The sequence below is a fragment of the Hymenobacter segetis genome, assembly GCF_038448715.1.
Classification (GTDB): Bacteria; Bacteroidota; Bacteroidia; order Cytophagales; family Hymenobacteraceae; genus Hymenobacter; species Hymenobacter segetis.
Genome location: NZ_JBCEVZ010000013.1, coordinates 39,614 through 54,033, shown reverse-complemented (window position 1 = coordinate 54,033; position 14,420 = coordinate 39,614). Strand labels below are relative to the sequence as shown.

Genomic DNA, 14,420 nt, shown 5'->3' with positions numbered 1-14,420 from the left:
CCTTACTCTTGCGGCTTATGGCTGATTTTTTGGCTGCCTCCCCCACTGCACACAACGCTGGCAATCGGCTTCTGCTCCGCTTTCTGCTGGCGGCCACGGCGATGTATCTGGTCTGGTTTTTTGGCTACGAGCGGTGGCTGTCCCTCGATGGCCGCCTGGATACCGCTTTGTGCGCCAACATTGCCCGGGCCAGTGCCCGGGTGCTGCAAACTGCTGGTTTCGATGCCGCCGTGGCACCGCACAACGCCTACCTGCTGCTGATGAGCGGCCACCCCTCCGTGATTGTAGGCATTCCTTGCAACGGGCTGGTGCTTTATGCGCTTTTCGCGGGGTTTGTGCTGGCTTTTCCTGGCTCCTGGCGCCGGAAGCTATGGTTCATTCCGGCGGGCATTGCGCTTATCTGGGTACTGAACGTGGTGCGCGTGGCGGCCCTGGCTATCAACCACCATTACGCCCATAAATCCGTCGACTTCAACCACCACTACACGTTCACCTTCGTGGTGTATGGCTGCATTTTCGGACTTTGGATGCTGTGGGCCAAACGCCTAGCAACAACAAATAGCCCGCGCCCTGCCCCGCCAATTGCACTTGCCAGTGCCTGACCTGCCCCTGGCCCGGCCGGCAACACGCTCCCGGCCAGCGGGCCGCAGGGCACTGGTAGCGCTGCTCCTGCTGGCACTGCTACTCATTGGCGTGTATGATGAGCAAACCCTCTCCTTTCTGACCAACATGTGGCAGCGGCTGTTGGCCGCCATTGGCCTCCAACACATGGCAGCAGCCATGCAGCAAGGCATTAACGGCGGAATCACTAAGCGGCTGCTGCCCGCCGTGGCCACCTACGCGGCCCTTTACCTTGGCATTTGCTTGCTGCTGCTTCGGCTGCTGTTGGCCCCAGCCCAGTGGCGCGTGGCGGTGGCACTTTATGCTGGCACGCTGGCTGTGTACGTGGGCATTGTGCTAGTGGGCAAGCTGGCTGGCGATGCTGTGTGGGCCTACCGGCTCAGCCGCCAGATTCTGGACTTCGTGGTAAGCCCACTGCCGTTGGCAGGCCTGTATGTGCTATTCCGGGCAGGATTCGGCCCACAGATGCCCCGTGTTTAGAGTCTATCAATGTGCTGTGAATGTTAGTAACGGCGGTGATGCTCTCAGGCGCACCAATCGGTAGCAACATCATGTTCCACGCTCCCCAATGGCCTTGAGCGCTGTGGATACTAGACTGTTGCGTCAACTACCATCCTCAAAATGGGCTCTACTGTGAGCTAATAACACAATAAAAGCCGGCCACTTTGCGAAGTGGGCCGGCTTTTTTGCGTCCTTATATTTTGTACCGGAGACGGGACTCGAACCCGTAAGCCCGTGAAGGCAAGGGATTTTAAGTCCCTCGTGTATACCATTCCACCACTCCGGCAGGCTTGGCGAATGCCAAAACTACTCTAAAAAATCTGGACTCTGTTTAAACAAAAAACGCCGTCCGAAGACAGCGTTTTTTGTTTTTGGAGCGGGAGACGAGGTTCGAACTCGCGACCTCGACCTTGGCAAGGTCGCGCTCTACCAACTGAGCTACTCTCGCAGGAGGTTCAGAACAATTTTCGTTGTGCTGAATGGTGCGACAAAGGTAGGGCGATTTTTTGAGGAAGCAAGTAGCAGGTGTGGAAATATTCATCCCAGAGGCCTTTCTGCTTCATTTTCAGGCCGAAAAATTTAACCTTTCCCTAATGTCAGCTTCAATTCGTTCAGCTTCATCAGCGCTTCGATGGGCGTGAGCGTGTTCACATCCAGGTGCTGGAGCAACTCGCGGATGCGCTCCAGGGCCGGGTCGCTCGGCTCGAAGATGCTGAGCTGGGCGCGGGGGGCAGTGGCTACGGCCGTAGTGGCACGGGGTTTGGGCTGAGCAGGCTCACGGGGCGGCGGCACGGCTATACCGGCGCGCGTGGCATTGCCATTGGGCTCAATGCCGGCCAGCACATCGTCGAATTCTGTCGGCATGTTGTCCTCGGCACCGGCGCTGGTGCGCTCCACTTCGAGGTGATGCATGATTTCGTTGGCGCGCAGGACTACGCTGGTGGGCATGCCGGCCAGCCGCGCCACGTGGATGCCGAAACTATGCTCGGAGCCGCCGGGCTGGAGCTTGCGCAGGAAGAGGATGCGGCCGTCGGCCTCCTTCACGGCTACGTTGTAGTTGCGGACGCGGGAGCAGTCGTCGGCCAGCTGGTTGAGCTCGTGGTAGTGGGTGGCGAAGAGGGTTTTGGCCTTGGCTTTGGGGTTGTTGTGCAGGTGCTCCACGATGGCCCAGGCGATGCTGATGCCGTCGTAGGTGCTGGTGCCACGGCCGATTTCGTCCATCAGCACCAGGCTTCTGTCCGATAGGTTATTGAGGATGGAGGCGGTTTCGGTCATCTCCACCATAAATGTGCTTTCGCCCTTGCTCAGGTTGTCGGAAGCGCCAACGCGGGTGAAAATCTTGTCGATGATGCCGATGGTGGCGGCATCGGCGGGCACGAAAGAACCGATTTGGGCCAGCAGCACGATTAGGGCCGTCTGGCGCAGCAGGGCAGATTTGCCGGCCATGTTGGGGCCGGTTATCACCACAATCTGCTGGTCGTCCTGGTCGAGGCAGATGTCGTTGGGGATGTAGCTTTCGCCGGGCGGCAGCTGGCGCTCGATGACGGGGTGGCGGCCGGCTTTGATGTCGAGAAGGGTGCCGTCGTTCACCACGGGCTGCACGTAGCGCTGCTGCCGCGCCGTGAGGGCGAAGCTGGCTAGGCAATCCATTACGCCAATGGCGCGGGCATTTTGCTGAATCTGGGGCACGAAATCAAGCGCCGCCAGCACCAAGTCGTTATAAATGCGCTGTTCAATCACGAAGAGTTTTTCCTCGGCGTTGAGGATTTTCTCCTCGTAGGTTTTCAGCTCCTCGGTCACGTAGCGCTCGGCGTTCACCAGCGTCTGCTTGCGAATCCATTCGGCGGGCACCTTGTCTTTGTGGGCGTTGGTGACTTCGAGGTAGTAGCCAAACACTTTGTTGTAAGCTACTTTCAACGACGAGATGCCGGTATTGCGCTGCTCGCGCTGTTGGAGTTGCAACAGGTAGTCTTTGCCCGAGAAGGCCAGGGCGCGCAGCTCATCCAGCTCGGTATCAATACCCGCATTCAGCACGCCGCCTTGGTTGGTGAGGATGGGCGCATCGGGCTTGATTTTGGCGAAGATTTCCTGGCGCAGGTTGGCGCAGGGGTTGAGCTGCTCGGCCAGTTTTACCAACGCCTTCACGCCGGAGGCGGCCAGCCGCTCGCGCATGGGCGCCACGGCTTCGAGGGCGCGGGCCAGTTGGAGCAGCTCGCGCGGGTTCACGCGGCGCACGGCGACTTTGGAAATCAGGCGCTCTAGGTCGTTGATTTGGCGCAGGTGCTGAGTGAGGTCGGCCAGCAATTCTTCATCGGCAACTAAAGCCGCCACGGTATCAAGGCGGCGCTGAATCTGGCTTACTTCTTTGAGCGGCAACACTATCCACTTGCGCAATAAGCGTGCTCCCATCGGCGTGAGGGTCTGGTCGAGCACGTCGATAAGGGGCACGCCGCCGGGGTGCTGGGCGTGCACCAGCTCCAGGTTGCGCACCGTAAAGCGGTCGAGCCATACGTACTTGTCCTCCTCCAGCCGGCCGAGGCTGGCAATGTGCTGGATGTCGGTGTGCTTGGTTTCGGCGAGGTAGTGCAGGATGCAGCCGGCCGCAATCACGCCTTCTTTCAGGTTGTCAACACCGAAGCCTTTCAGCGACGTGGTGCGAAAGTGGCGGGTGAGAATGTCGTGGGCGTAGTCAGCCCCAAAAACCCAGTCATCGAGCGCGTAAGTGCAGTAGTCGGGGCCAAAGTTTTGCTCAAAATCACCCCGGCTTTTTTTGCAGAAAAGCACTTCGGCGGGACTGAAATTCTGCATCAGCTTGCCCAGGTAATCCAAGGTGCCCTGGGCGGCCAGGAATTCGCCGGTACTGATATCGAGGAAGGAAATCCCGGCTTCTGTTTTGCCGAAATGGATGGCGGCGAGGTAGTTGTTGGAGCGGCGTTCGAGCACGTTGTCGTGCATGCTCACGCCGGGCGTCACCAGCTCGGTAATGCCGCGCTTTACCAGGCCCTTGGCTTCTTTGGGGTTTTCGAGCTGGTCACAGATGGCCACGCGCTGGCCGGCGCGCACCAGCTTGGGCAGGTAGTTATCAAGCGAGTGATGCGGGAAGCCAGCCAGGGCCACTTCGCTGCTGCTACCCGCGCCGCGCTTGGTGAGCGTGATGTCGAGAATGCGGCTGGCCGTGACGGCATCTTCGCCGAAGGTTTCGTAAAAATCGCCCACCCGGAATAGGAGCACCGCGCCCGGATGCTGCTGCTTGAGCTGGTAATACTGCTTCATCAGCGGCGTTTCGGTCACGGCCGGGATGGGCACGGTGAAGTGGTCGGGGCCGACGGACTTGATAACGAATTCTTTTTTGGGTGCAGGCAAGGCAACGGCGCGCGACCTTTGCAGGGCGCAGCTTTTTGATGTGAACAAGAGGGAGCGGCAGTTTCCGAAGTTGTGAACGCAGCTTGACGAAGCGCATCAAACCTGCCTGCCACCCTATTTTAAACCGACAAAGCGAACCGCAAAGTTCGCGCTATTTCCATGCGAAAACTCACAATGGCCGAGCTGAACCGGGCCTCGGTTGATGACTTCAAAAGTACGCCCAAAAGCCCCGTGGTTTTGGTGCTCGACAACGTGCGCAGCATGCACAACGTGGGAGCGATATTCCGCACGGCCGACGCGTTTGCGCTCGAAAAAATCTACCTCTGCGGCTACACACCGCGCCCGCCGCACCGCGAAATCACCAAAACGGCGCTGGGCAGCGAGGAATCTATGGCCTGGGAATACGCAGCCGAAACCGTGACCGCCGTGGCCGCCCTCAAAGCCGCCGGCTACCACGTTGCGGCCGTGGAGCAAACAACTGGCAGCGTCTCGCTGCCGCAGTTTCGGCCCGAGCCCGGCCGCCCGCTGGCGCTGGTGATGGGCAACGAAGTATTCGGCGTGGACGATGCCGTGCTGGCGTTGTGCGACGTGGCCGTGGAAATCCCGCAGTTCGGCACCAAGCACTCGCTCAATGTGGGCGTGGCCGCCGGCGTGGTGCTTTGGGACGCGCTGGTGAAACTGGGCGTGGTGTAGCGGCAACCATTGACGGGCGCGCCGGTTTCCCTGCTTTCGCCCGCCATGTCCGTCCCTGAATTCGCCCGCCCCAATGCGGCCCTGCTGGCCCTGCGCCCCGTCGTCGTCACCGAAACGACCGACGCAGATGGCACCGTTGGGGCTTTCCTACACACCACGCTACGCCCAGTGATGAAGCTGCAAAATGACCTGCTGCTGGCCGTGGTGGCCGATTTCGTGTGCGACCACCACATCACCCTCCGTCCCACCGACCAGCACCACCAGCTAACCGAGTTGCTGACCCGCAATACCAAACTGCGCTATACCGTGGTGGGCCTGATAACTGGCTTTTTCACGTCTGATGAATATGCCTTCTACCGCCAGCAGCGCTCCGAACTGAACCGCCGCCTGCTCGAGATGGCCCAGCGCCGTGTCCTCGTCCAAGCGAATGAAGTAGCAGCAATGGCCATCGTGTAATTCTCACTGAAGCCAAAAGGCGCAGAAGTTGCAGAACGTTCTGCGACCTCTGCGCCTTTTGGCTGCGCTTTCTGGAGTAAAAATTTCTTAGTCGTACTGTGAGTCGCGCAAGTGTACGGGCTTGGTTTTCTTGCGCAGGCGCAGGTTCAGCACTTCCACCGTCAGCGAGAAAGCCATGGCGAAGTAGAGGTAGCCTTTTTCGATTTCCTTGTGGGCGGCTTCCATCACCAGCATGAAGCCAATCATGATGAGGAACGACAGCGCCAGCATCTTGATGGTCGGGTTGTTATTCACAAAATTGGCCACCACGCCGCTGAAGCTCAGCATGATGCCCATAGCGCAAATCACGGCTGCAATCATCACCAACACGTTGTCCACCAGGCCCACGGCCGTGAGGATGGAATCGAAGCTGAACACGATGTCAATCACCACGATTTGCAGAATGATGCTCATCATCGACGCGCCTTTGCCGCCCATGGTTTCCTCTTCCTCCTCGCCCTGCAGCTTGGTATGAATCTCGGTGGTGCTCTTGTACATCAGGAACAGGCCGCCGGCCAGCAGAATCAGGTCGCGCCCGGTCACGCCAAACGGCTTGTCGTCCAGCCACGGGAAATTGGGCAGGTTGAACAGCGGGTTGCGCAGGCTCACAATCCAGGAAATACTCAGCAGCAGGCCGATGCGGAACACCAGCGCCAGCAGTAGGCCGATGGTGCGGCCCCGCGCCTGCTGCTCCTTCGCCAGCCGGTTCACGACGATGGAAATGAAGATGATGTTGTCAATCCCCAGCACGATTTCCATGAACGTGAGGGTGAGCAAGCTAACCCAGGTAGCGGGGTGGGCAAAAGCCGAAAAATCGTACATTAAGTAACTCTGGGGGTGATATCTGGGGTTGTGAAAAAGCTTAATCGGAGCAAGCAGCCCCGGCATTACAGCTTTCCCACCTTATTTCCTCGCGCTAGGATTTCATGTTCACGAATTGCAGCGGCAGGCCGATATCGGCCTTGCGGAGCACGGCAATGGCCGCCTGCAAATCGTCGATTTTCTTGGCCGACACGCGCACCTGGTCGTCCTGCATCTGGGCTTCTACTTTCACCTTGGCATCCTTGATGGCCTTGATGATTTTGCGGCCGAACTCCTTGTCCACGCCGGCGCGCACCTTGATGGTCTTCTTGATTAGCTGGCCGCTGGGCTGCTCATCGGCCGAGAAGTCGAGGCTGGTGCCGTCGATGCCCTGCTTCACCACGCGGCCGAGCAGGATGTCTTCCAGCGCCTTGATGCGCATCGAATTCTCCGACGACAGCAGGATGGTGTTTTCCTTTTTATTCAGCTCGATGCCGCCCTTGGTGTCGCGCAGGTCGTAGCGGGTCTGGAGTTCTTTTTGGGCCGTATTTACCGCGTTTTCGAGGGTTTGCGGGTCAACTTTGCTCACGATGTCGAAGGATGCCATGGCGGGTGGGGCGTAGTTTTGAGAAGATTAAACCGGGATTGGCCGGGCCGCAAAGGTAACGCCCCGCATCGGCCTTGGTTGCGCTCACACTTCACGTTTCCCTCATGAATTCAGCCACCGCCATCCAGCCACCCCACACCCCCGCCGAGTGGGCCGCCTACTATGCCCTGCGCTACGCCGTGCTGCGCCAGCCCTGGCAGCAGCCCCCCGGCTCGGAGCGCGTGCCGGCCGATGACGAGCCCGGCACCATCCACGCCCTGCTGCTGGCCGAAACCACCGGCCCGCCCGCCGCGCTGGCCGTGGGCATGCTCCAGCCCACCAGTGATGAACAGGGCCAAATCCGCTTTATGGCCGTAGCACCGGAGGCGGCGGGCCAAGGCTTGGGGCAGCGCGTGGTGGCTTATCTGGAAGCACAGGCGCGGGTGGTGGGCTTGCGAGAAATCGTGCTGCACTCCCGCGAAAAGGCCGTGGGATTTTATGAAAAGCTGGGCTACGCAGTGGTCGAGCCTTCGCACCTGCTGTTTGGTGAAATCCCGCATTTTCTGATGCGGAAGCAGCTTTAGAATTTCTCGCGGCCGCGCCACAAGTCGAAATACATGCGGAAATCGCCCAGCAGCGAATACCACGGGTGCTGGAAGGTGGCTGGCCGGTTGTGCTCAATAAAGAAATGGCCGACCCAGGCAAAGCCATAAGCCGCCACCACGCCGGCCGCCAGCCAGTTCCAGTTGCCAGTACGCAGCAGCATCACGAGGCAGATGATAAACAGCGTAGTGCCCACGAAATGCAGCACCCGCATACCCCGCCGACTATGCTCGCGCAGGTAGCGGGGATAAAACTCGGCAAACGTGAGTGGCTGCAAGGACATGGCGGGAATCAGAAAGAGGGGAAACTACGGCTTTTCGCCCCCGAAAAATGCCGCACTCAACAAATCAAGCAAATTTTTCGGCAAACTTGCCGTGGCAATTCCCGCCCTCACCCATGTCCGACAAAGCCCCTGTTCTCCCCGACCTCGCCACCATGGTGGCTGCTTACAACCAGATGAACCACTACGGCCGCACCAACGGCATGGAGCTGACGGTGAGCACGCCCGGCCAAATCGAATACCGCATGGTCATCCGCGACGAGCACCTCTCCTCCCCCAACACCTGCCACGGCGGCGTGCTGGCCGGCCTGATGGACGCGGCCCTGGGCGCGGCCGCCCTTTCCCTGGCCTTCACCAAAATGGAGTTGGTATCCACCGTCGAATTCAAGATGAACTACCTGCACGCCGTGCATTTACACGATGAATTGGTAGCACGCGGCGTAGTCGACCATAGCGGCAACTCGCTGGTGGTGAGCAGCTGCGTAGTCTACCGCGTGAAGGCGGGCCACAGCGATGTAGCCGTAGCGCGTGGCTTAGGCACTTTCAACCGCTACCCGGCCTCCAAACGCGACTTTGCGCAACTGTTGATGGGGTAGGCATTACCTTAGTTAAGACAAAAAAGCCCGCCAGAATTATCTGGCGGGCTTTTTTTATCTTAACGAGTAGTCGAATTACAGCTCGGCGGTGGCGTGTACGCCTACGGGCTCGTACTCGTCGTCGCCGTCGGTCATTTGCGGGGCGGGCACTTTGCGCACGTTGCGGGCGCAGTCCTCGTCGCGGTGGTTGCGGCCCACGGTGAACTCGACCCAGTCGCCTTCGCGCAGGTCGTTGAAGTCACCTTCGGTCAGGTCGGCGTAGCTGAAGAACAGGTTGTTCGGGGGCATTACCACGAAGCCAAAGCCGTTTTTCAGGTTTTTGATGGTGCTCATGCCGAGCGTGCCCACGGGGCCGGCGGCGGTGGGGCCGGTGGGACGGGCCAGTTTGGGCGCGGCAGCGGTGCTGGGCGCAAAAGCGGCGGGCTCCGACTGGTTCACAAACATGGCTTCCACCACCTCGTCCTGCTGGGCGAGGCCGCGGTCAATCACGTCGTGCATGGCCACGGGGTAGGTCACCTGCTCCAGCAGCTGCTGCGAGGCGCGCGTAACACGGGTTTCACCCTTGAAGTCTTCGTATTTGAAGTCCCAGTTCAGCAGCATCACGCGGGTGCCCACGGTGTTGAGCTTGCGGATGAGGGGCACGTAATCGGAATCGCCGGCGATGAGCACGACCACGTCGAGGGTTTTGTGCAGGGCGAGTTCGAGGGCTTCGAGGCTCAGCCACACGTCGATGCCTTTTTCCTGGAGGCGGCCGTCGCGGGTTTTGAGGGCCATGTAGTGCGTCTGCACGCCCAGGTTCATCAGGATGTCGTCGAGCAGGCGGTCGTGGAACAGACGGTCCTTGTCGCGGGCTTCGGTGGCGGAGAGGCGGCCGCGGAAAAAGTGGGCATCGGTGATTTGCGCCAGGCGCACGTCAACATCTTCTTCCTCAGCAACTTGGTGGCGAATGTACTCGTGCAGGCCTTCCAGACTAATGCGGGCTTTGCGTTCGTGCTGGAAATAATAATAGTCGCTAATTTTTAAGAAATAGTTGCCGTCATAAAAGACACCAACCCGAATCAAGGGGCTGTTCATCTGGTTCATGGGATGCGTTAAGTAAAGTTAGAGAAGTGTTTTGAGTGGGACTAGGAGTGTGAATCAAGAGAAATGCCGGAACCACACGCGACAAATTACTCGTCACCCGTTCCAGCTTTCAGTATAGTCAGTAGGCAACCCCAGGCAGCAAAGCGGCCCGATAGAAGGCGGCCGTTGATGGGATTAAAATGTAGCTTAATTGATTTTAAAGGATACCGGCTGGCGAAAACGATTGAAAACGCAGAATAATAACACGATTCAATACAAAATCGACCCTATTTTACCAGCATATCTGCTGCGAAGCTAACGGTCTTAGCTGACTTATGCAACAGCGCCCACAATCAAGCGGATGGCGTTTCTGGTACCACTGCGCCAATCGGCGGAGCCGCGCCCGGCTAAAAGCCCATGTGCCCCACCACCAGCCCCAGCACCAGCAGCGCATAGCCCACGCAAATGCCCACTTCCAGCAGGTTGCCGCTGGCCGAGCCGGTGCTGATAAGCGGCACTTTAAAGGAGAACTCCGAGATGGGCAAAAACCACCTCACACCCGATTTGGTGAGGGTATCGGCCACCAGATGGGAGGCGTAGCCGCTGCCCGCGTACAGGGCCACGCCGCGCCAGCCGAGGTGCTGGTCGGCGAGGTAGCCGATGTAGGTCCAGAGCGCGGTGGCCCAGATGGTGTGCGTCCAAGAGCGGTGCGCGGTGAAGGGCGCCAGCGCCACAAACGTGCCCAGCAGGCTTAGCCACAATTGCTCGGTATAGAGGCCGGCCACCACCGTGCCCAGGCCCGTGAACAACAGCGCCAGCCGCCGCGTGGAGCCGCCCTGCATCCCCACGCCAATCAGCCCAAAGGCCAGCGCGCCGGTGTAGAACAGGCGTTGCTCGGCCCCAGGCCGCAGCTGCAGGTAGGCGTAGGCGGCCAGGGCCAGCGCTGCGGCCACAAAGGCCCAGCGCACATAAGTCTGGGTGAAACCGAGGCGCTTGCTGAGGCGGCTATCGGGGTGGTCGAGGTCGGGGGCGAGGCTGGAGAAGCCGGCCAGGGCAATACCGGCCAATGAGAACGGAATGCCCGGGGCCAGCCCGGCCACGGCCACGCCGGTGATGAGGCCGATGGCCAGGTGAGAAGAGCCGCGCATGCAAGGAATGGGGAATTGGGGGCACGAAGCTACCAGTTGTCCTGCTGAGCACCGCGAATTAGCGCGTGATTATCGCAAATCGATTAGTGGTCAATTCCACATTATTCAGATTCTTCGTGCCGCTCAGAATGACGAGGCTAGTCCGGAAACCTTCGTTACCATTGCGGTGTATTTACCCCGCTGCCCGACCGGATTTTCATCTGGCCGGGCTACTTCATTTGCCCTGTCCTAGCCTGATTCTTTGTGCAAGTAGCTGACTTTCTTCGTTTATATCGCCTTTCCCCCGAGCTCCAGGTGCTGGCCTCCCGCTTGCGCGAAGCCGCCAAGCCCAACCCCAGCAGTCTCCGCCTGCACCTGCGCGGCCTAGTGGGCAGCCAGGACGCGGTGGTAGCGGCCGCGGTGGCGCACGCCCAGCACCCGCACGTGTTCATCATGCACGACAAGGACGAGGCGGCGTATTTCCTGGCCGATTTGCAGCACCTGCTGCCGGAGGGACCGGAAGTGCTGCTGTTCCCAAGCTCCTACAAGCGGCCCTACCAGTTTGACGAAACCGAGAATGCTAACGTGCTGATGCGCGCCGAGGCGCTGAACCGCATCAACACGACGCGGGCGGCCAGCACGGGCAACAGCGTGTTTATCGTGACCTACCCGGAGGCGCTGACGGAAAAGGTGATTAACCGGCAGAGTTTGGTTAAAAACACGTTCAATGCGAAGGTGGGCGACAAGCTGGACGTGATTTTTTTGGGCGAGCTGCTGGGCGAGTACGATTTTGAGAAGACGGATTTCGTGTACGAAGCGGGGCAATACGCGGTGCGCGGCGGCATTGTGGACGTGTTCAGCTACGCGAATGAATTGCCGTTTCGGCTCGAATTATTCGGCGATGAAATTGAGAGCATTCGGACGTTTAATCCCGAGACGCAATTATCGGTAGAGGCGCGGCCCAGCATCAGCATTATTCCCAATGTGCAGACCAAGATGCTGACCGAAACGCGGGAGGCATTCTTTGATTTCCTGCCCCGCACGGCCTGTATCTGGGCCAAAGACGTGCGTCAGACGCTGGACGTAGTGACGGAATTATTCGAGAAAGCGGAGGCGAATTTTCAGCAGATGCTGAGCGAAAGCGGCGGCATGCAAATAGTGAGCAAGCCGGGAGATTTATTTGAATCGGGCAAGAGCTTTAAGAAGCTGCTCGATGAATTCGCGGTGGTGGAATTCGGAAAGCGGTTTCATTTCAAAAACGCCGACACGTTTCAATTTAGCGCCAAGCCGCAGCCGAGTTTCAATAAGGAATTCGAGCGAATGGTGAAGAATTTGAAGGAAAACCAGCTGCGTAATTTCACCACGATAATTACCGCCGATACCGTGCGGCAGGCCGACCGGCTGCGAACGATATTTGACGAGTTGGACAACAACGTGCAGTTCCAGCATTTGCTGATGGCGCTGCGCGAAGGCTTTATTGATGAGCAGCTTGAATTGGCCGTTTATACCGACCACCAGTTGTTTGAGCGCTATTACCGGGCGCAGGAAGCGCGGAAATTCTCGAAGAAAAAAGCGCTGACTTTGCGCGAATTAAAAACGCTGCAACCGGGTGATTACGTGACGCACCAGGATTATGGAATTGCGCGTTTCGCGGGCCTGACGCAGGTGGAAATTAACGGGCAGATTCAGGAGGCTATTCGCCTCGTTTATCGGGATGATGACTTGCTGACGGTTAGCATTCACTCGCTGCATAAGATTGCGAAATACAGCGGCGCGGAGGGCTCGCCGCCCACGATGAGCAAGCTGGGCTCGCCGGAGTGGGAGAACAAGAAGAAGTCGGTAAAGAAGAAGGTGAAGGACATTGCGGCCGACCTTATTCGGCTCTATGCCAAGCGGAAGACTGCGCCGGGCTTCGCGTTTTCGGTGGATGGATTTTTGCAGGCGGAGTTGGAATCGAGCTTCATTTACGAGGACACGCCCGACCAGGCCAAGGCCACGGAGGACGTGAAAAACGACATGCAGCAGCCCCACCCGATGGACCGGCTGATTTGCGGCGATGTGGGCTTTGGCAAGACGGAAATTGCCATTCGGGCGGCGTTCAAGGCCGTGGCCGATGGCAAGCAGGCGGCCGTGCTGGTGCCGACGACTATTCTGGCGATGCAGCACTACAAGACCTTCCGCGACCGGCTGGCCACGCTGCCGGTGACGGTGGAATACATCAACCGGTTTAAGTCGACGAAGCAGATTAAGGAGACATTAGGGCGCGTGGCGGAGGGCAAAACCGATATTCTGATTGGCACGCACCGGCTAACCAATAAGGACATTAAGTTTAAGGATTTGGGCATCCTAATTATTGACGAAGAGCAGAAATTCGGCGTCAAGACCAAGGACAAGCTCAAGGAACTGAAGGTGAACGTGGACACGCTCACGCTCTCGGCCACGCCGATTCCGCGTACGCTGCACTTCTCGCTGATGGGAGCGCGCGATTTGAGCGTGATTGCCACGCCACCGCCCAACCGGCAGCCGGTGAACACGGAGCTGCACGTGTATGACGAGATTCTGATTCGGGACGCGGTGGCGCGGGAATTGAAGCGCGGCGGGCAGGTGTTTTTCGTGCACAACCGCGTGAAGGACATTGAGGAAATGGCCGGCACGATTCTGCGACTAGTGCCGGATGCGAAAATCACCTTCGCCCACGGGCAGATGGACGGCGAGATGCTGGAAAAGCGCATGATGAAGTTCGTGGAAGGCGAGTACGATGTGCTGGTTTCAACAAACATCATCGAAAGTGGGCTCGATATCCCCAACGCCAACACCATCATTATCAACCGCGCCCACCTGGCCGGCCTTTCAGATTTGCACCAGATGCGCGGCCGCGTAGGCCGCTCCAACCGCAAGGCCTACTGCTACCTGCTGACGCCGCCAGTGGCGCAGCTGCCGGCCGATGCCCGCAAGCGCCTGAGCACGCTGGAGGAGTTTTCGGACCTCGGCGCGGGTTTCAACGTGGCCATGCGCGACCTGGATATTCGCGGCGCGGGCAATTTGCTGGGCGGTGAGCAGTCGGGCTTTATCAATGATTTGGGCTACGAGACTTACCACCAGATTTTGGACGAGGCGGTGACGGAATTGAAGGAAACTGAATTCCGCGACCTGTTTCTGGGCGATGCGAACTCGCAGCAGCGGCTGCAGCTGGCGGCCGGCGCGGGCCGCGTGCAGGAGTGCAACGTGGAAACGGACCAGCAGGTGCTCATCCCCGAAAAGTACGTGAGCAACGTCTCGGAGCGATTACAACTTTATGCCAAGCTCGACCGCGCCCAGAAGCCGGAGGAGCTACGCAAGCTGCTGGCCAGCATGGTGGACCGTTTCGGGCCGATGCCACCGGAGGTAGAGCAGCTGGCCGACATTGTGCGGCTGCGCTGGCAGGCCTGCAAGGTGGGCTTCGCCAAAATCACCCTCAAGCGCGACACGCTGAAGGGCTACCTGCCCGCCGACGACGACCACAAGGCCTACTTCCAGGGCGAGCAGTTCGGCACCATCCTCAACTACGTGCAAACGCACCCGCGCACGGCCAAGCTGAAGGAACACAAGGCCCAGCTCATTGTGACGTTTGAGGAAGTGCGGTCCATTCAGCAGGCCAAGCGCGTGCTGAGTGAGCTGGGCAGCGAGGAGGCAGTGACGGCGTAATTTGACAG

13 protein-coding genes and 2 tRNA genes are annotated in these 14,420 nt (G+C 59.1%); 7 read left to right on the top strand and 8 right to left on the bottom strand.

Features of this window, described 5'->3' with window-relative positions:
- The first annotated feature begins 17 nt into the window (after window positions 1-17).
- Together xrtX and AAFH49_RS07640 are read left to right on the top strand one after the other, a co-directional pair.
- Entirely contained in the window at window positions 18-602 is a 585-nt protein-coding gene (xrtX, locus tag AAFH49_RS07645; RefSeq protein ID WP_342297058.1) for an exosortase X, read from the top strand.
- Window positions 595-1,101, top strand: coding sequence for an XrtX-associated membrane protein (locus AAFH49_RS07640; protein WP_342297056.1), 507 nt, complete (start codon window positions 595-597; stop codon window positions 1,099-1,101). The genes xrtX and AAFH49_RS07640 overlap by 8 nt, the downstream gene beginning before the upstream one ends.
- Before the next feature lie 224 nt (window positions 1,102-1,325).
- Here AAFH49_RS07640 and AAFH49_RS07635 read toward each other — a convergent pair.
- The 3 genes from AAFH49_RS07635 to mutS form a co-directional block, all read right to left on the bottom strand.
- A tRNA-Leu gene (locus tag AAFH49_RS07635) sits at window positions 1,326-1,408 on the bottom strand.
- 86 nt (window positions 1,409-1,494) lie between these two features.
- Window positions 1,495-1,570, bottom strand: a tRNA-Gly gene (locus AAFH49_RS07630).
- Window positions 1,571-1,701: 131 nt separating this feature from the next.
- Window positions 1,702-4,395, bottom strand: coding sequence for a DNA mismatch repair protein MutS (gene mutS, locus AAFH49_RS07625; protein WP_342297133.1), 2,694 nt, complete (start codon window positions 4,393-4,395; stop codon window positions 1,702-1,704).
- Between the two features lie 249 nt (window positions 4,396-4,644).
- Here mutS and AAFH49_RS07620 point away from each other — a divergent pair, with 249 nt between their 5' ends.
- Window positions 4,645-5,178, top strand: coding sequence for an RNA methyltransferase (locus AAFH49_RS07620; protein WP_342297054.1), 534 nt, complete (start codon window positions 4,645-4,647; stop codon window positions 5,176-5,178).
- 45 nt (window positions 5,179-5,223) lie between these two features.
- Window positions 5,224-5,634: a hypothetical protein gene (locus AAFH49_RS07615; protein ID WP_342297053.1), complete on the top strand. Its 411-nt coding sequence runs from the start codon at window positions 5,224-5,226 to the stop codon at window positions 5,632-5,634.
- Between the two features lie 87 nt (window positions 5,635-5,721).
- Here the strand turns inward: AAFH49_RS07615 and AAFH49_RS07610 are convergent, their stop codons facing one another.
- On the bottom strand, window positions 5,722-6,495 hold the full coding sequence (locus AAFH49_RS07610; protein WP_342297052.1) for a TerC family protein: 774 nt from the start codon (window positions 6,493-6,495) through the stop codon (window positions 5,722-5,724).
- A gap of 94 nt (window positions 6,496-6,589) precedes the next feature.
- Window positions 6,590-7,081: a YajQ family cyclic di-GMP-binding protein gene (locus tag AAFH49_RS07605; RefSeq protein ID WP_342297050.1), complete on the bottom strand. Its 492-nt coding sequence runs from the start codon at window positions 7,079-7,081 to the stop codon at window positions 6,590-6,592.
- A 104-nt stretch (window positions 7,082-7,185) separates the two neighbouring features.
- On the opposite strand from AAFH49_RS07605, the gene AAFH49_RS07600 reads away from it, so the two are divergent.
- Window positions 7,186-7,644 carry a GNAT family N-acetyltransferase gene (locus AAFH49_RS07600; protein WP_342297049.1) on the top strand — a complete coding sequence of 153 codons (459 nt, stop codon included), beginning with the start codon at window positions 7,186-7,188 and terminating at the stop codon, window positions 7,642-7,644.
- On the opposite strand, the gene AAFH49_RS07595 is transcribed toward AAFH49_RS07600, so the two are convergent.
- Entirely contained in the window at window positions 7,641-7,946 is a 306-nt protein-coding gene (locus AAFH49_RS07595) for an Mpo1-like protein (RefSeq protein ID WP_342297047.1), read from the bottom strand. The genes AAFH49_RS07600 and AAFH49_RS07595 overlap by 4 nt on opposite strands.
- A 113-nt stretch (window positions 7,947-8,059) precedes the next feature.
- On the opposite strand from AAFH49_RS07595, the gene AAFH49_RS07590 reads away from it, so the two are divergent.
- Window positions 8,060-8,539: a PaaI family thioesterase gene (locus tag AAFH49_RS07590; protein ID WP_342297045.1), complete on the top strand. Its 480-nt coding sequence runs from the start codon at window positions 8,060-8,062 to the stop codon at window positions 8,537-8,539.
- 75 nt (window positions 8,540-8,614) lie between these two features.
- Here the strand turns inward: AAFH49_RS07590 and AAFH49_RS07585 are convergent, their stop codons facing one another.
- Window positions 8,615-9,622, bottom strand: coding sequence for an NYN domain-containing protein (locus AAFH49_RS07585; protein WP_342297043.1), 1,008 nt, complete (start codon window positions 9,620-9,622; stop codon window positions 8,615-8,617).
- 386 nt (window positions 9,623-10,008) lie between these two features.
- Window positions 10,009-10,749: a metal-dependent hydrolase gene (locus AAFH49_RS07580; RefSeq protein ID WP_342297041.1), complete on the bottom strand. Its 741-nt coding sequence runs from the start codon at window positions 10,747-10,749 to the stop codon at window positions 10,009-10,011.
- A gap of 243 nt (window positions 10,750-10,992) precedes the next feature.
- Between AAFH49_RS07580 and mfd the strand changes: the two genes are divergently transcribed.
- Window positions 10,993-14,412 carry a transcription-repair coupling factor gene (gene mfd, locus AAFH49_RS07575; protein ID WP_425293321.1) on the top strand — a complete coding sequence of 1,140 codons (3,420 nt, stop codon included), beginning with the start codon at window positions 10,993-10,995 and terminating at the stop codon, window positions 14,410-14,412.
- Window positions 14,413-14,420 lie beyond the last annotated feature (8 nt).